Genomic DNA, 18908 nt, shown 5'->3' on the forward strand with positions numbered 1-18908 from the left:
AAGGCAAGGGCGAGAAGCAGCCGGTTACCGGCGACAAGTGCAAGGGCAACGCCAAGACCAAGGCCCTGATCGACTGCCTGCAGCCGGATCGTCGCGTTGATATCGAAGTCATCGGCACCAAGTAATCTGCCGACGCTTCAATGAAAGCCCCGCCTCGCGGGGTTTTTTTTCGGATGAAGGATTGATCTTGCTGCTCCGACGCCTTGCTGCCGTTTTCATTTTTGGCCTTTTTTTCCAGTCGACCGTGGCATTCGCCGCTGACACCGCACGACCGCGCATCGGCCTCGTGCTGGGCGGGGGCGGGGCGCGTGGGGCAGCGCATATCGGCGTGCTGGAAGTGCTGGAGAAGCTGCGCGTGCCGATCGATTGCGTCGCCGGCACGAGCATGGGGGCACTGATCGCCGGCGCCTGGGCGGCCGGCATGTCGCCGGAGAAAATGCGCGAGGCGCTGGCCGTGGCGGACTGGAGCGACATTTTCGTCGACAACCCGGAATACGCCGAGATGAGTTACCGCAACAAGCTGGTCTCGCGGAGCTACCTGCCCGGTTCGGAGAGCGGTGTTTCAGCCAACGGCATGGCCTATCAGGGCGGTGTCGTTTCCGGTCAGAAGATCAAGCTGTTCTTCAACCAGTTGGTGCGCGCCAACCAGGGCGAACGCAACATCGAGGATTTGCCGCTGCCGCTGTCGATCATCGCCACCGATATCGGCACGGGCGAGCGCGTGGTATTTCGCGATGGTGCGTTGACCACGGCGATGCGCGCCAGCATGTCGGTGCCCGGCCTGCTCGCCCCGGTCGACCATCAGGGCCACAAGCTGGTCGATGGCGGGCTGGTCGATAACCTGCCGATTTCAGAAGTGCGCGAGCGCTGCCAGGCTGACGTGGTGATCGCCGTCAATGTCGGCTCGCCGCTGCTCAAGGCCGAGGAGGTTGGCTCGCTGCTGACGGTGTCGGCGCAGATGGTCGGCATCCTGACCGAGCAGAACGTCAGTCGTTCGCTGGCGATGCTCAAGCCGGACGACATCTACATCAAGCCCGAGCTCAACGGCATCACCGCGGGCGATTTTACGAAACATGCCGAGGCCGCCGAGAGTGGCCGCTTGGCGGCCGAAGGAGCGAGTGCAAAACTGGTCCGCCTGAGCGCCGGTGAGTCGGCCTACGCGGCATGGTGGCGCAGCATCGAAGTCACCCGGCGTCCCTCGCCACGCATTGATGAAATCGAGATCGTCGGGCTGGAAAGGGCCAATCAGGGCGCTATCGAGCGCTATCTGAGCGTCCAGCCAGGCGAGGTCATCCGGCCGTCGGTGATCAACCGCGACCTGCTCCGCATGTATGGCGACGGCTATTACGAAAGCGTCGATTACACGGTGCTGGCCCAGCGCGACCGCAATATTCTGCGCGTCATGCCCATCGAAAAACGCTGGGGACCGGATTACGCCCGCTTCGCCATCAACCTGCAGGCCGACAACAGCCAGGGATCGACCTTCGGCCTGCGCGCTGCCTATCACCAGACCTGGCTCAACCGCCTCGGTGGCGAGCTGATCTACCACGGTGAAATCGGCTCGAACAACCGCCTCGGCATCAATTACTACCAGCCGCTTGACGCCCGCCAGCGCGTCTTCTTCGAAGGCACCGCCGGGGTCGGCCAAACCCGTCTCAATGTCTATGAAGACGATAAGCGAATCGCCCAGTATCGCGATAGTGAAACCAGTGTCGGCGCCTTCTTCGGCACCAACATCGGCCTGCTCGGGCCGCTGCGTTTCGGCTGGGTTCAGCGCCATCGCTATTTCGACCTTGATATCGGCGATCCATCCCTGCCCAGAGGCGACAAGAAAATGACCGGCTGGAAGGCTAGCCTCGATTTTGACCAGTTCGACCGCGTGTACTTTCCGACCCGCGGCTGGGCGGCGCAACTTTCGTGGTTCGAGTCGCCCGGCAGCAACTACGCGCGAGCTGATGCCGACCTGCGCGGCGCCTACGTCTTCGGCGGCACGGTGGTCAACGCCCGGCTGCGTTACACCGGATCGCCGCGCGGCAACCTGCCGGTTTTTGACGCCGGCACGCTGGGCGGTTTCCTCAACCTGACGGCTTTCGCGCCGGGTCAGATCATCGGCGACGACATTCGCTATCTTGGCGTGCGCGGCGAACAGATCATCGGCCGCCTGCCGCTCGGCCTGCGTGGCGACATGCGCATCGGCATGGCGCTCGAAATGGCCAAGGTCGGTTCCCCCTATTCGGAATCGACGCGGGTCGGCGTGCTCGACTCGGCGGCTCTGTACCTTGGCGGCCAGACGCCGTTCGGGCCGGCCTATGTTGGCTTCGGCTATTCGACGAGCGGCGTGTCGAACCTCTTCCTGTTTGTCGGGACGCCCTGATCCGGCGTCGAATGGCATACTGCAGCACTTACCTGTCGGGAGAAAAAAGCATGAAATCACGTTTTCTGATGTTCGCCCTGGCGAGCCTGCTTTGCGTCGGCCAGGTCATGGCCCGGGTTAACGTCAATACCGCCACCGCTGAGGAACTGCAGACCCTGAATGGCATCGGCCCGGTACGGGCGCAGTTGATCATCGACTATCGGCGCGACAACGGGCCGTTCAAGACCATCGACGATCTGCGGAAAATTCCCGAGCTACGCGGCGCGGTTGCCGAGGGCTTGAAAGGCCGAATCACCTACAGCGGCCCGACAAAAATCCCCGCGGCCGAGCGAAATGGCGGAAAAGACAACGAGGCTTCCGCCACACCGGCCAAACCGAAAGCCCTGCCGCCGCCCAGGCCAGTCGCCAAGCCTGCTGAAAAAGCCGCACAGCCCGCCGCGCCGGCCCCAATGAGTACGGCCAAACCGGCCGGCCCTGCATCCCCGGCCAGACCGGCGATGCCCGCCAAGCCCGCCAGCGAGAGCAAGCCGGTCGCTCCGCCGTCAGCGGATGAGAAATCACCCGCCGTGCATGCCCCGGCTCGTCCCGCCATGCCCGGCAAGCCGGCCGTTCCGGCCGCGGCTCCGGCCAAACCCGCCGTCGCCGAAGCCAAGCCTGCGGCGCCGTCGGCAGCCCCGGCCAAACCGGCATCACCCGTTGCCAAACCGGCCGGCCCGGCTATGCCCGGTGCGCCGGCCAAGCCCGCCGGCCCGGCACAGCCCGCTGCCGCGTACTGAAAATAACGGCGAAATCCCGAGGCCCGTTTGAGCGATAGCCTCTACCTCTGCGCGACGACCCGTCTGGCGCAAACACTGCGGGGCGAATTGCCGGCCGAGCAGGCGGTCTGGCGCACCCGCCAGGCGCTGACGCTCGGCCAGTGGTTTGCCACGCTGGCCGATGAGGCGCTGCTCAGCGGCATCGCCGAACTGCCTGTAGGGCTCGACGCTTTCTCCGAGCGCCTGCTCTGGGAAAAGGTTATCGCAGCTTCGCTGACCGACGCCGCGCCGTTGTTCGACATCCAGGGCATGGCCGCTTCGGCCGCCGAGGCGCAGGCGTTGGCCCGCGTCTGGAAAATCAGGGCGGATGGCAGCGAGTTGTCCGACGAGGCAAAACTCTTCATCGGCTGGCAGGCCGAATTCGACAAACGTTGCCGGAGCAACGGCTGGATCGACCCGGCCGGCCTGCAGCGGCAAGTCATCGAACTGATCGCGGATGGCCATTTTGCCCTGCCGGAAAGTGTCGCCTTCGTCGGTTTTGACCGCTACACGCCGGCCGAACGCGACCTCATGGCAGCCCTGACGGGGCGCGGGGTCCGTGTTCAAAATCAGCCAAAATTTCCGGTTGACCGTAGCAATCAGAAAGTCGTCGCCTGCGCCGATGGTGACGCCGAATGTGCTGCCGTGGTCGCCTGGGTGCAGGCGCAACTGGTGGCCAAACCGGCTTGCCGGCTCGGCATCGTGGCGCTCGATCTGGCTGGCGTGCGCGACCGGCTCGAATTCCTGCTCGACGACGCCTTGCATCCGGCGCTGATTCGTCCCGATGCGGCCGAAGTACCGCGCGCTTTCAATTTCTCGCTCGGCCGGGCGCTGGCCGATCTGCCGCTCATCCGCGTTGCGCTCGATTTGTTGGCGCTGGGCAGCGGCCGGGCCAAGGTCGAGCAAAGCCGGCTGTCGGCCTTGCTGCTGGCCGGCGGCTGGTCGGCGGCGGACGGCGAGGCCGATGGCCGGGCCCGGCTCGACGCCGCCTTGCGCCGCGATTTGCCCTATTTCACGAGCCTGCCGGCCTTGGTCCGTCTGGCCCGGCGACTGGCCGAAAGCGAAGCGCCGCTCTGTCCGCAAACGGTCGATGCCCTCGACGCTTTCGCTGAAACCGCCGCTGCGGCCAGCCGCAAGCTGCCGCACGGGCAATGGGCGAGTGTTTTCCGCAATTGCCTCAAAGCGGCCGGCTGGCCCGGTGATCGGCCGTTGTCCAGCCACGAATTTCAGGCCCGTCGCGCCTTCGGTGAAGTGCTCGATGGCTTCGGCCGGCTCGACGGCCTGCTCGGGCCGCTGGCCTTTGCCGAGGCCGTGCGTCGCCTGGCGCAACTTTGCCGCCAGCGCCTGTTCCAGCCGGAAACACGCGGCCGGCCGGCGATCCAGGTGCTCGGCGTGCTCGAAAGCGCCGGCCTCGATTTTGACGCCCTGTGGGTCATGGGCATGAACGACGACCTCTGGCCACCGCCGCCGCGCCCCAATCCGCTCTTGCCGGCCGAACTCCTGCGCGCCGCCGGGGCAGCGCACGCCAGTGCCGAGGTCGAGCTCGATTTCGCCCAGCGCGTCCACGAGCGCTTGTCGCTTTCGGCGCCGGAGGTGACGTTTTCCTTTGCCCTGGCCGATGGCAATCGCGTTCTGCGGCCGAGTCCGCTGATCGCCGGGATTCCGCTGGCCGCCGACGCCTCGGGCGAAGTCGTCACGCTGGCCCGGCAGATGGCTGGCGAGTCGGCCTCGGCGCTCGAGCTGATAGCCGACGCCATGGCGCCGCCTGTCGCCGAGGGCGAGAAAGTCTCCGGCGGCAGTTGGGTCCTGCGTGCCCAGGCGATATGCCCGGCCTGGGCCTATTTTCAGTACCGCCTCGGCGGCGAGGCGATGGACGAGCCGGTCGAAGGCCTCGACCCGGCCGCGCGCGGCACGCTGGTGCACGAAGCGCTGGAAGCCTTCTGGACGGCGGTTCGCTCATCCGAGGCGCTGGCCGCATTGGGCGAGCTGAGCCGCCAGCAGGCCATCGCCGAGGCTGTCACCAAGGCCCTGCAAACCTTCGAACTCGACCGACGCATCACCCTGCCGGCCCGTTTTCGTGAGCTCGAAGCGGCCCGCCTGGCCAAGTTGATCGAAGTCTGGCTGCAGGTCGAAGCCAAGCGCGGCCAGAGCTTCGATGTCATCGCCTGCGAAGCGCCGGCCGAAGTCGAGATCGAGGGCATCAAGGTCAAGATGATCGTCGACCGCATCGATCAGCTGGCCGACGGCCGGCAGGTCATCATCGACTACAAGACCGGCGCCAGCATCGACACCAAAAACTGGGCCGAGCCGCGCATCACCGAGCCGCAGCTGCCGATCTACGCCGCGCTGGTCAATGAAGATGTAGCCGCCGTCGTCTTCGCCAAGGTACTGCTCGACAAGCCGGCCTTCGCCGGTGTGGCCGACGAAAAGGACATCCTGCCCGGCGTTCAGGGCATCGGCGACGACAAGCAGAAAATCTTCGATCCGGCCGAGTTTCCGGACTGGATCGCCGTTATCACCCATTGGCGCGAACGCCTGCACGCCGTCGCCAAAGAGGTCAGGCAGGGCCAGGCCGGCGTCGTCTTTGCCGACGAAAAAGGCTTGCAATACTGCGAGGTCTTGCCGCTGCTGAGGCTGCCTGAAAGGCGTCGTCTGCTGGCGGCTGCGCAGGCCGGCTAGCAAGAGGCCATCCTCAATCTTGTACGTTTGTTATAGGTCAACCCATCTGCGTCGGGATGGGCGAAAAATAAGCTGAAGGGCTTTGCTTCGCTCACCCTTTTGTATGGAGGTGCCTCAACGTGCCATCCGATTTGATCACCCTGTTGCAGCGCCTGAAAGGGTGGCGGCTTTTTGCTGTGGCCAGCCTCGGCATCGTGGCGGTGGTGGAGTTGATCGTGTCAGCGATGGACCTTCTGCTGACGGGCTCGGTGTCGTGGGACTATCTGCTGACGGGGGCTGTGGCGGCGGTGCTGGTCGCGCCACCGGCACTGGTGGTGGTGAGCTATCTGTTGGAAAAACTGGCCGAGCAGCAGCGCATTTCTCTGACGCGGGATATTTCGAGCCTGGAAAGCCGTTTGATGACGGCGCTGCAGGCAGCCCGGATGGCCAGTTGGGAGTTCAATTTTGTCGATGGCTCGCTGAGCTATGACCCGACACTGTTGACTGTTTTGGGTATTCCGCGGGAACCGCCCCCGACGAGTTTGCAGAGCTGGCTGGCGACTGTACACCCGGACGACCAGACCAGCTTCATGGCCGCCTTTGAGGAAACGGCCAAGGTCGGCGGGGCGCCATTTTCCGCCGAGTATCGTGTTGGCCTCCAGGGTGGCGGCTGGGGCTGGATTCATTCCCGGGGGATGGTCGTCGAGCGCGATACCGACGGGCGCCCGCTGCGCGGTGGCGGCATTTCGGTCAATATCAGCGAGCGCAAGCAGAACGAAGCCGAGCTCGATCAATACCGGCATCAACTTGAAGATCTGGTGCAGAAGCGGACGGCCGACCTGCGCGAAGTGCATCGCAAGTTGCTCGATACCCAGTTTGCGATGAACAGCGTCGGCATCGGCATCCGCTGGAGCGATTTCGAAACCAAGCGCCTGATCGACGTCAATAGTTTTGCCGCCGAGATGCTCGGCTACTCGGTCGAGGAGATGCTCCAGCTGCGGGTTGAGGATATTTATCCGAAACAGGCCATGGACGAGACCGAGCAGGCGGTAGCCGTGATGCGGAAAAAGGGTTGGTTCAAGATCGAGACGCAGAACCGGGCAAAGAGCGGCGCGCTGATTCCGGTCGAGGTAACCCTGTACTACATTCCAGCCGATGATGGCCTGCCGGCCAGGATGATTTCCTTCGTGCGCGACATCAGTCAGCGCAAGAAAGCCGAAGCGGCCCTGATTGCCGCCAAGGAGGCGGCCGAGGCGGCGAATGTGGCGAAAAGCGCCTTCCTGGCCAACATGTCGCATGAAATACGGACGCCGCTCAATGCCATCACCGGCATGGCCCACATCATCCGGCGCGCCGGGTTGCCGCCGGAACAACTGGCCCGTCTGGAAAGAATCGACGCGGCCGGGCACCATTTGCTGGCAATCGTCAATGCAGTGCTCGAACTGTCGAAAATCGAAGCCGGCAAGTTCGCTATGGTGGAAATCCCGGTCAGCCCTGCCGGCATCGCCCGCAATGTCGTTTCCATGCTCCAGGAGCGGGCCATGGCGAAGAGCCTGCGGCTGTTTGCCGACGTCGAGGAGCTGCCATTCCCCCTGCTCGGTGATCCAACCCGGTTGCAGCAGGCGCTGCTCAACTACGTGGCCAATGCCGTCAAGTTTACCGAACATGGCGTGGTGATCGTTCGTGTTCTGGCGACCGAAGAAACGGATGACGATACCGTGCTTCGTTTTGAAGTCGAGGATACCGGCATCGGCGTCGATCCCGAAGCAGCTGGCCGTCTCTTTTCGGCCTTCGAGCAAGCGGACAATTCGACCACCCGCAAGTATGGCGGTACCGGCCTCGGCCTGGCCATCACCCGCAAGCTGGCCGAGTTGATGGGCGGGTCGGCCGGCATGAATAGCACACCGGGCATGGGCAGTATTTTCTGGTTTACTGTGCGCCTGAAAAAAGGCGGGCCGGGTGCCTCCCAGTACCTTGCCGGTTCGGCGGAGCCCGCCGAGGTGGTTCTCAGCCGGGAGTACGACGGCCGACGGATACTGCTGGTCGAGGACGAGCCGGTCAACCGCGAGGTGGCGACGGCCTTGCTCGAAAGTGCCGGTCTGGTGGTCGACGTCGCCGGCGATGGCCGGGAGGCCGTGCAAAAAGTTGCGCCGGGGATTTACGACCTGATCCTCATGGATATCCAGATGCCTGGCATGGATGGTCTCGAAGCAACGCGGCAGATACGCGCCATGCCCGGCCTGGGCGAGGTGCCGATTATCGCGGTGACGGCCAACATTTTTGCCGAGGACAAGGCCAATTGTCTGGCGGCCGGCATGAACGACTTTCTCGCCAAGCCCAGCCCGCCCGGTCTGCTTTTCTCGACCGTCCTCAAGGCGCTGCAGCGTCGGGAGGCCTGATTTTTAGCGGGCAGCCGGGCCGGAAAAGCCATTGATTGCTTGAGGCAAACCGTCGCCCGGCGTAGGATTTGCCGCCGCCGGGCAACATTCGTCTGCCTCGGCTCCCTCCTCGGAAAGTTCCCTGCCTGTGACTGCTGTGGTCGACCGCCTCGAAGAAGACAAAACCGCCCGGCTACGTGCCCTCGATGTTGCCTCGTTCATCGTCGAAGCGCCCGCTGGCGCCGGCAAGACGGAGTTGCTGACTCAGCGCTATCTGCGCCTGCTGGCCGTCGTCGAGCACCCGGAAGAAGTCTTGGCGCTGACCTTCACCAACAAGGCGGCAACCGAGATGCGCGACCGCATTCTCGGCAGTCTGGAGCGCGCGGCGAGTGGCAATTTGCCGGTCGAGCCGCACAAGCAACTGACTTTTGGCCTGGCGCAAAAGGTGCTCGCCCACGACGCGGCGCAAGGCTGGCACTTGCTCAGCCACCCCGGACGGCTACGCATCACGACGCTCGACGCCCTGTGCGCCAGCCTGGCCCGGCAGATGCCCTACCTCAGCCGCTTCGGCGCCCAGCCCGGCGTCGCCGAGGATGCCGAGGCGCACTACGCGACGGCGGCGCGACGGACGCTGGAAATGGTCGAGGCGGGTGGCGCCGATGCCGACATCGTGGCCGAGGCGCTGGCCTTCATGGACAACAACGCCGGCCGCCTCGACAAACTGCTGATCACCATGCTCGGCCGCCGCGACCAATGGCTGCAGCACGCTTCGCGCATCGAAAGCGGAGCGATGAAGGCCGAGGTCGAGGCTGGTTTCGCCGCCCTGATCGAGCGTGATCTGGCGGTCGTCAGCGAACTGCTCGACGGCCGGCTGCAAAGCCTGCTCATGCCGCTGGCGCGCTTCGCGGCGGCCAATGTGCCGGGAACGCTCGATTCCATTTTTGACTGGAATTTCCGGTTGACCGTGGGAATCGCCGATTTGCCCCGCTGGCAGGCCGTCGCCGCTCTGCTCATGACCGGCACCGGGACAATTCGCAAAACGGTCGATAAACGCATCGGCTTTCCGGCCGACAAGGAGTTCGCCGACCAGAAAAAGGCCATGCTCGAACTGCTCGGCGAACTGCGCGGCGTTGCCGGGCTCGAAGAAGCTCTGGCCATGCTCGTCAAACTGCCGCGGCCGGAACTGAGCGGTGGCGAATGGGCCACGGTCGAATGCTTCTCGCGCCTGCTCCGGCTGGCCGCCGGGCAGTTGTGGCTGGCCTTTCAGGAAGCCGGCGAGGTCGATTTCATCGAGATCGCTGCCCGCGCCGGGTTGGCGCTCGGTGACGACGAGGCGCCGACCGATCTGGCCCAGGCCCTCGATTATCGCATCCGCCACCTGCTGGTCGATGAATTCCAGGACACCAGCCCGACCCAGGTCGAGCTTATTGAAAAACTGACGCGCGGCTGGATGCCGGACGACGGCCGAACGCTGTTCGTCGTCGGCGACCCGATGCAGTCGATCTACCGCTTCCGCAAGGCCGACGTCGGCTTGTTCCTGCGCGTCCGCGAGCGCGGCATCGGCGACATCAAGCTCGGCCACCTGCGCCTGTTCCGCAACAACCGCTCGTATCCGGGAATCGTCGATTGGGTCAATATGGCCTTCCCGTCTATCTTTCCGGCAGAAGACAGCCCCGAGGCCGGCGCCGTGCGCTACGCCGAATCGGCGGCCACCCGGTCGGCGCGCGCCGACAGCGGCGTCGAAGTGCATCCCGTCATCGAGCGCGAAGGCTCGGATTCAGCTGACGAAGAAGCCTGCCGCATTCTGGCCATCATCCAGCAGGCGCGCCGCGAGGCCCCGGAGGAGCGCATCGCCGTCCTCGTCCGCGCGCGCAGCCATCTTAACGCGCTCGTCGCCGAAATCCGCCGCAGCGCGCCCGACCTGCGCTTCCAGGCCGTCGACATCGAAGGGCTGGACGGTCGCCAGCACGTACAGGACCTGCTGACGCTGTTTTGCGCCCTGCATCACCGTGCCGACCGCGTGCATTGGCTGGCGCTCCTGCGCGCCCCGTGGTGTGGCCTCAAGCTGGCCGACCTGCATGCGCTGGCCGCTGACGAACGCAAGTCGACGATCTGGCAGCTCATGCAGGAAGACGCCCGTGTCGCCCGCTTGTCCGAAGACGGCCAACAACGCCTGAGGCATGTGCGCGAGGTACTGCAACTGGCCTTCGCCGGGCGCGCCCGCCAGCATCCACGGCGCTGGCTCGAAGGCGTCTGGCTCATGCTCGGCGGGCCGCGCTGCCTCGAAGCACCCGAGGCGCTCAACGACGTCGACGCCTTCTTCAAGCTCGTCGACAAGCTCGTGGCCAGCCGCAACCTCAGCGCCGAAACGCTGGCCGCCCATGCCGCCGAACTCTACGCGCCGTCCGACCCGCTCGGCGATATGGTGCAGATGATGACCGTGCACAAATCCAAGGGTCTCGAATTCGACACCGTCATCCTGCCCGGCCTCGACCGCGGCACCGGCGGCAACGACAGCAGCCTGCTGCTCTGGGACGAAGTGGCCGGGGCCGATGGCGACGAACATCTGCTCGTCGCGCCGATGAAACAAAAGGGCGCCGGCAATGGCGAGCCGACGGCCTACGACTACCTCAAGAAGCTCGAAGCCGAACGCGCCGCGCACGAAGACGAACGCCTGCTCTACGTCGCAGCCACCCGCGCCATCCGCAACCTGCATCTGCTTGGCGTCGCTGTCGCCGATGACAAGAAGGATGACGGTCTCAAGCCGCCAGCGGCCGGCACGCTGCTCAATCTGCTCTGGCCCGGCGTCGCCCAGCCGGTTTTCGTCGCGGCGCTGGCTGGCGTCGACGCGGTTCCTCCGGCCAGCTCCGGCATTGATCCGGCGACCTTCGTCCCGCCGCTCGTCCGCTTGCGCGAAACCGCGCTGCCGGCCAGCCTCGGTGCTTTGCCGGAAGGCCTGCGCCCGGCCGACAACCCGCTCGATCTCGACGAGGCGGAGCTCGGCCTGTCGCTCGAAGCTTCGGTCGGTACGCTGGTTCACCGCTATCTCGAGTTGATGGCCAAGAATGGCCTGGAAAGCTGGTCGACCCCAAGAATCACCACGCTGAACCCGGCCTGCCAGCGCTGGCTGCGCAACCAGGGCCATGGCGACGAAGAGGCCGCCAGCGGGGCGGCGGAAGCCATAGCGGCGCTGCATGCCACGCTGGCTTCGGAGAGCGGTCGCTGGGTCCTTGCCGAGCATCCCGAGGCCGCCGCCGAGCAGGCGTGGAGCAGTGCGGATGGCGATGTCACGGTCAACCACGTGATCGACCGGGTTTTTGTCGCCGACGGTTGCCGCTGGATCATCGACTACAAGACGGCGCGCCTGCCCGAGGCCGAGCTGGCGCAACGCGCCGAAAGCTACCGGCCGCAGCTCGAACGCTATGCCGGCCTGTTCGCCGACGCCGGGCTGCCGCTCAGGCTGGCCGTTTTCTTCCCGGTGCAGGGGCGGCTGGTCGAGCTGGCCGGGGCGCCGTAAACGAGGGGGCTAGGGTAACGACGAGGCGCTACGTCATATTCATATCGACTATAATGCCGATCCGGTCGAATTTATGCGATAAACATGTCTCGCGCTGCGCTTGTCTTCCTGTTGTGTTGCGCGCTCCCTGCCAGCCTCGGAAGTGGAGCGCTGGCGGCGGATGAACCCGCCTTGCGCGTCCTCGTGCTCGATAATGCCCCGCCGATGTCCTTTCGCGACGAGTCCGGCCAGCTGACCGGTTTTAGCGTCGAGATTGCCCGCGCGGTGTGCAGTGAAATGCGCGTCAATTGCGCTTTCGATGTCGTTACGCAAAGCGCCTTGATTCCCACTATCAGCCAGGGCAAGGCTGACATCGCCGCGGTTGGCCTGCTTGAAACGCCTGAGCGGCGCACCAGGATGTTGTTTGCCAAGCCCTATTACCGGTCGATCTCGCTGTGGCTGGCTCGTTCCGGCATCAGCCCCGGGCAAGCCGGGGTCAAAGTCGCCGTCGTCGGCGGTTCGGCTCAGGAGGCTTATGGCCGCAAGCAGGGCTGGGAAATGCACCCGGTTGCCACCCATGGCGAACTGGGCGCGCCGCTGCTTTCCGGTGAGGCCCAGGCCGTCCTGGTGCCGATGATCACCGGCATCAGCCTGCAGAAAAACGAGGCTTTCCGGCAACTGGGCCTGGCTACGACGGTCTTGCAAGCCCCCGAGCTGGGTGGTGATGCCTCGTTCGGCATTTCGCCCTATCGGCCGGAATTGCAGAAAGAAATTAACGCGGCGCTCGATCGCATCAAGCGCAATGGGACGTATGATCGGATCAATTCCCGGTTTTTGCCCTTTCGGGTGAGTTGATGCCAGCTATCTTTCAAGTTCCAGTCCGCTATCGAGTGGCAGGTGGCTTGCCGTGATCAAGTCGCTGCAGGCGATCCAGGCCGGTCGGGCCTTTGCGTTGCTGGCTGCACTTTTCGTGACAGCCTTCGGGGCTGCTGTCGTGTTGCTGGCGCTCGACCAGCAACGTGTCATTGACGCCACCAGCCGATTGCAGGAGCAGACGGTGCCGGAAATCATCCGTTTCCAGCGTCTGGCCAGAAATCTCGAACAGCTCCGCCAGGAAGGCGAGCGCATCTTTGCCGTCAGTTCGCATGCGTCGCGACAGCAATCGATGTTTGTCGTGACCCTGATTGCCAGCCATCCGAGCATTCTCGAACATCCCGGGGCGGCCCAGCTGGCGCGCGAAACCGAGCAGTTTCTCGGCGACGTCGTGCGCCAGGCCGTCTCCGACGATCGCCGCCCGGCCATGCGCTACGACGAGTGGCAGCGCCTTGCCGCGCGCCTTGGCATGCAGGTCGACGATGTGTCGATCCAGGGGATCAATCTGGCCAATAACGATCTCGTGGTGGCGACGGGTGCGATGAAACTGGCGCGTTCGAAGCTGATGATGGCGCTGATTCTGGTCGGCGTATTCCTGCTTGGATTCATGATTCTCGTGCGCCGTCATCTGATTCAACCGCTGCAGCAGATCAACCTCGCCCTGTCGACGCTGAGTGCCGACCGTCCGGCGCCCGAATTCAAACCGTCGGCCATGCTCGAAATCCAGGCCGTTGAGGAATCGATCAGCGAACACCATGCCCTGCTCATCCAGAACGAGGAAACCCGGCAGGTGCTGGAAAAGCTGGCCAACAAGGATGGCCTGACCGGGCTGACGAATCGTCGGCATTTCATGCAGTCGGCCGAAGTCGAATTGCAGCGCGCCCAGCGCTATCGGCGGCCGGTCACCGTGGCCATGGCCGACCTCGACCTGTTCAAAAAACTTAACGACACCTACGGCCACGCCGCCGGTGACGCCGTGTTGTGCGCCTTTGCCGACCTGGTTCAGGATACTTTGCGCCAGTCCGATCAGGTCTGCCGCTACGGCGGCGAGGAATTCGCCTTCCTGTTCCCGGAAATCGGCCCGGCCGAGACGCAAAAGCTGGCCGAACGCCTGCGCGCCCGCTGTGATGCCATGGAAGTGCCGTTGCCCGATGGCCGCTCGGTCAGGGCCACGGTCAGCATCGGGCTGGCCGATGCCAGCGAATGTCCGATCGAGATTGCTCTCAAGCGCGCCGACGAGGCGCTCTACGAAGCCAAACGCCTCGGCCGCAACCGGGTCGTGTTGTCGGGCCCGCCAGCGCCCGAGTCGACATGCGAAAACGAGCCGGATACGCGCACGGCCAGCCTGTTCTGAGCATGCCCGCCGTCGCCGGAATTTGCCGCGCCCTTGTTTTCCTGATTGTCATTCTCGGCCTGCCGGCGTTTTCCCTTGAGCCGCCAAGCGGCGGGTTGGCCGATGACGATGTCGAGGTCGATTATCGCGATGGCACCTATTTCGCCAGCCTGGCCTTCCTGGTTGCCGCCCCACCGGCTGTTGTCATCGATGTGCTGACCGATTTCAACCACATGGTCGGCATCGTCCCCAATCTCGAGAGCAGCCAGATCGTCTCGCACCAGGGCAACGTTTTCGTCATCAAGCAGCGCGGCAAGGCGAATTTTGGCCCGTTTTCCTTCCCCTTCGAGTCGCTGCGCCAGATCGAGCTGCTTCCCGACGGGCGGCTGCTCGGGCGCGCCCTGGGTGGTTCGACGAAGCACATGCGCAGCGAACTTCGGGTTCAGGCGCAGGGGCGTGGCGCCCGCGTCGATTACCAGATCGAGGTCGTTCCGGATCGCTGGCTGCCGTCGAGTATCGGCGTCCGCTTCATGCGCCACGAATTGGCCGAGCAATTCACGGCCCTGATCCACGAAATGGAACGCCGTCAGGGCATCGCCCGTTCGCGCTGATTCAGCTCCAGAGCACGCAGCCCCAGACGGCAGCAGCGTTGATCAGGCTGAGCAGCACGGCGGCGCTGCCCATGTCCTTGGCCCGTTTGGCCAGTTCGCTCTTCTCGGGCGACGCCTTGTCGACCACCGCTTCAACGGCCGAATTGAGGATTTCGACGATCAGGATGAGCACGATGCTGCCGATCATCAAGGCCCGTTCGACGCCGCTTTTGCCGAGGTAAAAGGCGAGCGGAAGGGCGATGGCGGCGAGCAGGATTTCCTGGCGAAAGGCCGCCTCGTTGCGCCAGGCGGCAGCAATGCCGTCACGCGAGTAGCCGAGCGCGTTGATCAGCCGCCGCAGGCCGCGTTTGCCTTTGAGTTCGGCGGCGCTCATCGTTCCACCTCACTTCGACGTTTTGAATTTTGGCCGTTTTTTCCGGTTGACCGTGGAATCATTGTTTCAGGCTATTTCTTGTCGAGCAGCGGCTTGAGGAAGCGCCCAGTGTGGCTGGCCTTGCACTTGGCGACCTGTTCGGGCGTGCCGGAAACGAGGATGCGGCCGCCGCCGTCGCCGCCTTCCGGGCCGAGATCGACAATCCAGTCAGCAGTCTTTATGACGTCGAGGTTGTGCTCGATGACGACGATGGTGTTGCCGTTGGCGGCCAGCCGTTGGAGCACGCTGAGCAGCATCTCAATATCCTGGAAATGCAGTCCGGTGGTCGGTTCATCGAGGATGTAGAGGGTGCGGCCGGTGTCGCGCTTGGACAGTTCGAGAGCCAGCTTGACGCGCTGGGCTTCGCCGCCGGACAGCGTGGTGGCGCTCTGGCCGAGGGTGATGTAGCTGAGGCCGACATCGACCAGGGTTTGCAGCTTGCGGGCGATGTTGGGCACCGGGTCGAAGAATTCGCGCGCCTGCTCGACGGTCATGCCGAGGATGTCGTAAATGTTCTTGCCCTTGTATTGCACCTCCAGCGTTTCGCGGTTGTAGCGCTTGCCGTGGCAGACGTCGCAAGGGACGTAGATGTCGGGCAGGAAGTGCATCTCGACCTTGATCATGCCGTCGCCCTGGCAGGCTTCGCAGCGGCCGCCCTTGACGTTGAAGCTGAAGCGGCCGGGGCCGTAGCCGCGGACGCGGGATTCGGGAACCTGGGCGAATAGCTCGCGGATCGGCGTCAGCAGGCCGGTGTAGGTGGCCGGGTTGGAGCGCGGCGTGCGGCCGATCGGCGCCTGGTCGACGTTGATGACCTTGTCGAACAGTTCGAGGCCGATGATTTCCTTGTACGGCGCCGGTTCGGTCGTCGAGCCGTAGAGGTGGCGGGCGGCAGCGGCGTACAGCGTGTCGTTGATGAGCGTCGATTTGCCTGAGCCGGAAACGCCGGTGATGCAGGTGAGCAGGCCGCCGGGGATTTCGAGCGTGACGTCCTTGAGGTTGTTGCCGTAGGCGCCGACGACCTTGAGCTGCTTGTTCGTATCCTGCGGTCGACGCGATTTTGGGGCCGAAATCGACTTGCGGCCGGACAGGTAGTCGCCAGTCATCGACAGGGGATTGGCCGTCACTTCGGCCGGCGTGCCTTGCGCGACAACGGCGCCGCCATGTACCCCTGCGCCGGGGCCGATGTCGACGACGTAATCGGCGCTGCGGATGGCGTCTTCATCGTGTTCGACGACCAGAACCGTGTTGCCCATGTCACGCAGGTTCTTGAGCGTTTGCAGCAGGCGGTCGTTGTCACGCTGGTGCAGGCCGATGGACGGTTCATCGAGGACGTACATGACGCCGGTCAGGCCGGAACCGATTTGCGAGGCCAGCCGGATGCGCTGGGCTTCGCCGCCGGACAGCGTTTCGGCCGAACGTTCGAGGCACAGGTAGTCGAGGCCGACGTTGATCAGGAAACTCAGGCGGGCGGTGATCTCTTTCAAAATCTTGTCGGCGACCTGCGCCTTGTTGCCGGCCAGCGTCAGGCAGTTGAAGTAATTGCGCGCCTCGCCGAGCGGCAGGCGGCTGATTTCGTGCAGGGTTTTTTCACCAACGCGGACGTGGCGGGCTTCGGTGCGCAGCCGGGTGCCGGCACAGCTCGGGCAGGCCGAACTGCTGACGTATTTCGACAATTCCTCGCGCACGGCATTCGACTCGCTGCCGCGGTAACGCCGCTCGAGGTTGGGGATGATGCCCTCGAAGCTGTGGCTGCGGTCGAAGCGCGTGCCCTTTTCGTTGAGGTAACGGAAATTGATCTCGGTCTTGCCGGAGCCGTAGAGGATGAGCTGGCGCTGAGCATCGGTCAGTTGCTCGAAAGGCGTATCGACCGAGAAACCGTAGTGGTCGGCGATCGATTCGATGATCTGGAAGTAGAACTGGTTTTTCTTGTCCCAGCCGCGAATCGCGCCGTTGGCCAGCGAGGCGGCCGGGTTGGTGACGACGCGCTTGGGGTCGAAGAACTGGATGACGCCCAGCCCGTCGCACTTCGGGCAGGCGCCCATCGGGTTGTTGAAGGAAAACAGGCGCGGTTCGAGTTCCTGCAAGGCGTAGGAGCAGACCGGGCAGGCGAACTTGGCGGAGAACATGTGCTCCTTGCCATCGTCCATTTCAAGCGCGATGGCCCGGCCTTCGGCATGGCGCAGCGCCGTTTCGAAGGATTCGGCCAGGCGCTGGCGCATGTCGTCGCGCACCTTGAGGCGGTCGACGACGACATCGACGGTGTGCTTGTGCGTCTTGGCCAGCTTCGGCACATCGTCGATTTCATAGACCGTGCCGTCTACGCGAACGCGGGCAAAGCCCTGGGCACGCAGTTCGGCGAAGAGGTCGAGTTGCTCGCCCTTGCGGTTGGCGACGACCGGGGCGAGGATCATGAGCCGGGTTTCGGCCGGCAGGGCGAGGACCGAATCGACCATCTGCGACACCGTCTGCGCTTCGAGCGGCAGGTTGTGGTCGGGACAGTAGGGCGTGCCAGCGCGGGCGAAGAGCAGGCGCAGGTAATCGTGGATTTCGGTGACGGTGCCGACGGTGGAACGCGGGTTGTGCGAAGTGGCCTTCTGCTCGATGGAAATGGCTGGCGACAGGCCTTCGATGAGGTCAACATCGGGCTTTTCCATGAGCTGCAGAAACTGCCGGGCGTAGGCCGAGAGCGATTCGACGTAACGGCGCTGACCCTCGGCGTAGAGCGTGTCGAAGGCGAGCGACGACTTGCCCGAGCCGGACAGCCCGGTGATCACGATGAGCTGGTTGCGCGGCAGATCGAGGTTGATGTTCTTTAAATTATGGGTGCGCGCGCCGCGGATGCGGATGAATTCCATCGCTGTTTTTTCGCTGTTTGGGGAAGGGGAAACTATACGCAAAAAAGCCGGGTTAGCCCCGGCTTCGTTTGCATCCTGATGAAAATGGGGCATTCAACCGGGCTAGAGCCGATCCCACGTTCAACCGGGAAAAACGGCGAATTTTGAAATCCCGCTGATGCCGCGTGGGGCAAGCAGACTTGCCGTTCACCGGACTTGCCGTCAGAATATGCGCTAAACATTTATTATGGATTGTTCATGGCACGGAAAGTGTGTCCGCCGCTTGCCGGCGCAATCGATTTTGCGGCCAATCTCCCCTGGCAGATTGGCGGGCTGCTGGCACTGATCGCGTACTGGGTTTTTCACGACCTCGCCGCGTGGATGGTTCTCGGCAAGGGCGTCGACCAGTATCTGGCTAGCTTTCCCCAGTACATCGTTCCCGGGCTACTGTTGATCGTTGCGCTGATTTCCTTCGTGCGCCGTCGCGGCCGGGCTGCCCCGGTTGAAATGCTGAGCCCGACGTCCGATGCGCTGGCGCGGATGAGCGTTCATGACTTCGAAAAGCTGGTCGCCGAGGGGTTTCGTCGCGAAGGGTTTCTCGTCGTCGAGCGCACTGGATCGCGTCACCAGGGGTGCGTTGACCTCGAGTTATTCATGGGGCGCGACCGCTATCTCGTGCAATGCCGCCGATGGAAGGAAAAAACGGTCGATGCGCTGGCTGTGCGCGAGTTGGCTGCCGTGATCAGCGCTGAACGGGCCGTCGGCGGATTCATCGTAGCCTCCGGCCGGTTCACCGATGAAGCAAGAAAAGCCGCGCTGGGTCGCTCGATTCGCGTCGTCCCGGCCGATTCCTTGCGGCGGCTGATCAAGAAAGTGTCGGCTTCGAGCACAGGAGAAGTCACCATTTCGCCGATGTTCTCGCGGCGGCACCATGACCCGGCACCGCCGGCCTGCCCGAATTGCGGCAAGGCGATGATGCCGCGAATGAAAAAGCAGGGCGGAGCCACCGTTCAGGTGGACTGGGGCTGCACCGGTTTTCCGGCGTGTACGGGTAGCCGGGAACTCTGAAGTCGGCGCCGCTCCGCCGACGACGAACCGGTCTCGTCCGGACGGCGCGCGGCTTTCAATTTTGGCCAATTTTTCCG

The 18908-nt window shown here is 64.1% G+C and carries 11 protein-coding genes and 1 pseudogene; 10 read left to right on the forward strand and 2 right to left on the reverse strand.

Translation table 11 applies throughout. From position 1 onward, the window contains the following. The 9 genes and pseudogenes from WBK19_RS06400 to WBK19_RS06440 form a co-directional block, all read left to right on the forward strand. Nucleotides 1-125: pseudogene (locus WBK19_RS06400) on the forward strand (OmpA family protein); the annotation flags it as partial. A 62-nt stretch (nt 126-187) separates the two neighbouring features. Beyond that, on the forward strand, nt 188-2374 hold the full coding sequence (locus tag WBK19_RS06405; RefSeq protein ID WP_511288001.1) for a patatin-like phospholipase family protein: 2187 nt from the start codon (nt 188-190) through the stop codon (nt 2372-2374). A gap of 50 nt (nt 2375-2424) precedes the next feature. After that, nucleotides 2425-3150, forward strand: a complete 726-nt coding sequence (locus WBK19_RS06410; RefSeq protein WP_511288003.1) for a ComEA family DNA-binding protein — start codon at nt 2425-2427, stop codon at nt 3148-3150. 27 nt (nt 3151-3177) lie between these two features. After that, nucleotides 3178-5847 (forward strand): PD-(D/E)XK nuclease family protein, encoded by a 2670-nt coding sequence (locus WBK19_RS06415; RefSeq protein WP_511288005.1) that lies wholly within the window; start codon nt 3178-3180, stop codon nt 5845-5847. A 119-nt stretch (nt 5848-5966) separates the two neighbouring features. Further along, on the forward strand, nt 5967-8225 hold the full coding sequence (locus tag WBK19_RS06420) for a response regulator (RefSeq protein WP_511288007.1): 2259 nt from the start codon (nt 5967-5969) through the stop codon (nt 8223-8225). Nucleotides 8226-8352: 127 nt separating this feature from the next. Beyond that, entirely contained in the window at nt 8353-11721 is a 3369-nt protein-coding gene (locus WBK19_RS06425) for a UvrD-helicase domain-containing protein (RefSeq protein WP_511288009.1), read from the forward strand. 84 nt (nt 11722-11805) lie between these two features. Beyond that, a complete protein-coding gene (locus WBK19_RS06430; RefSeq protein WP_511288011.1) occupies nt 11806-12555 on the forward strand; it encodes a substrate-binding periplasmic protein in 750 nt (249 codons plus the stop codon). Between the two features lie 52 nt (nt 12556-12607). Then, nucleotides 12608-13927: a GGDEF domain-containing protein gene (locus WBK19_RS06435; protein WP_511288013.1), complete on the forward strand. Its 1320-nt coding sequence runs from the start codon at nt 12608-12610 to the stop codon at nt 13925-13927. Beyond that, entirely contained in the window at nt 13885-14517 is a 633-nt protein-coding gene (locus WBK19_RS06440; protein WP_511288015.1) for an SRPBCC family protein, read from the forward strand. Before WBK19_RS06435 ends, WBK19_RS06440 begins: the two co-directional genes overlap by 43 nt. A gap of 1 nt (nt 14518) precedes the next feature. On the opposite strand, the gene WBK19_RS06445 is transcribed toward WBK19_RS06440, so the two are convergent. After that, the gene (locus WBK19_RS06445; RefSeq protein WP_511288017.1) at nt 14519-14890 is read right to left on the reverse strand and encodes a diacylglycerol kinase; all 372 of its coding nucleotides are present in this window, start codon (nt 14888-14890) and stop codon (nt 14519-14521) included. 71 nt (nt 14891-14961) lie between these two features. Next, nucleotides 14962-17784, reverse strand: a complete 2823-nt coding sequence (gene uvrA, locus WBK19_RS06450; RefSeq protein ID WP_511288019.1) for an excinuclease ABC subunit UvrA — start codon at nt 17782-17784, stop codon at nt 14962-14964. 237 nt (nt 17785-18021) lie between these two features. Between uvrA and WBK19_RS06455 the strand changes: the two genes are divergently transcribed. After that, nucleotides 18022-18831, forward strand: coding sequence for a restriction endonuclease (locus tag WBK19_RS06455; RefSeq protein WP_511288021.1), 810 nt, complete (start codon nt 18022-18024; stop codon nt 18829-18831). Nucleotides 18832-18908: the final 77 nt, after the last annotated feature.

It is taken from the genome of Azonexus sp. (genome assembly GCF_049652925.1).
Taxonomy (GTDB): Bacteria; Pseudomonadota; Gammaproteobacteria; order Burkholderiales; family Rhodocyclaceae; genus Azonexus.

Excerpts from the sequence above, each read along its gene's own strand:
- WBK19_RS06440 (WP_511288015.1), top strand. The coding sequence starts at position 13,885 with ATGCGAAAACGAGCCGGATACGCGCACGGCCAGCCTGTTCTGAGCATG.
- WBK19_RS06455 (WP_511288021.1), top strand. The coding sequence starts at position 18,022 with ATGGCACGGAAAGTGTGTCCGCCGCTTGCCGGCGCAATCGATTTTGCG.
- WBK19_RS06410 (WP_511288003.1), top strand. The coding sequence starts at position 2,425 with ATGAAATCACGTTTTCTGATGTTCGCCCTGGCGAGCCTGCTTTGCGTC.
- WBK19_RS06430 (WP_511288011.1), top strand. The coding sequence starts at position 11,806 with ATGTCTCGCGCTGCGCTTGTCTTCCTGTTGTGTTGCGCGCTCCCTGCC.
- WBK19_RS06445 (WP_511288017.1), bottom strand. The coding sequence starts at position 14,890 with ATGAGCGCCGCCGAACTCAAAGGCAAACGCGGCCTGCGGCGGCTGATC.
- uvrA (WP_511288019.1), bottom strand. The coding sequence starts at position 17,784 with ATGGAATTCATCCGCATCCGCGGCGCGCGCACCCATAATTTAAAGAAC.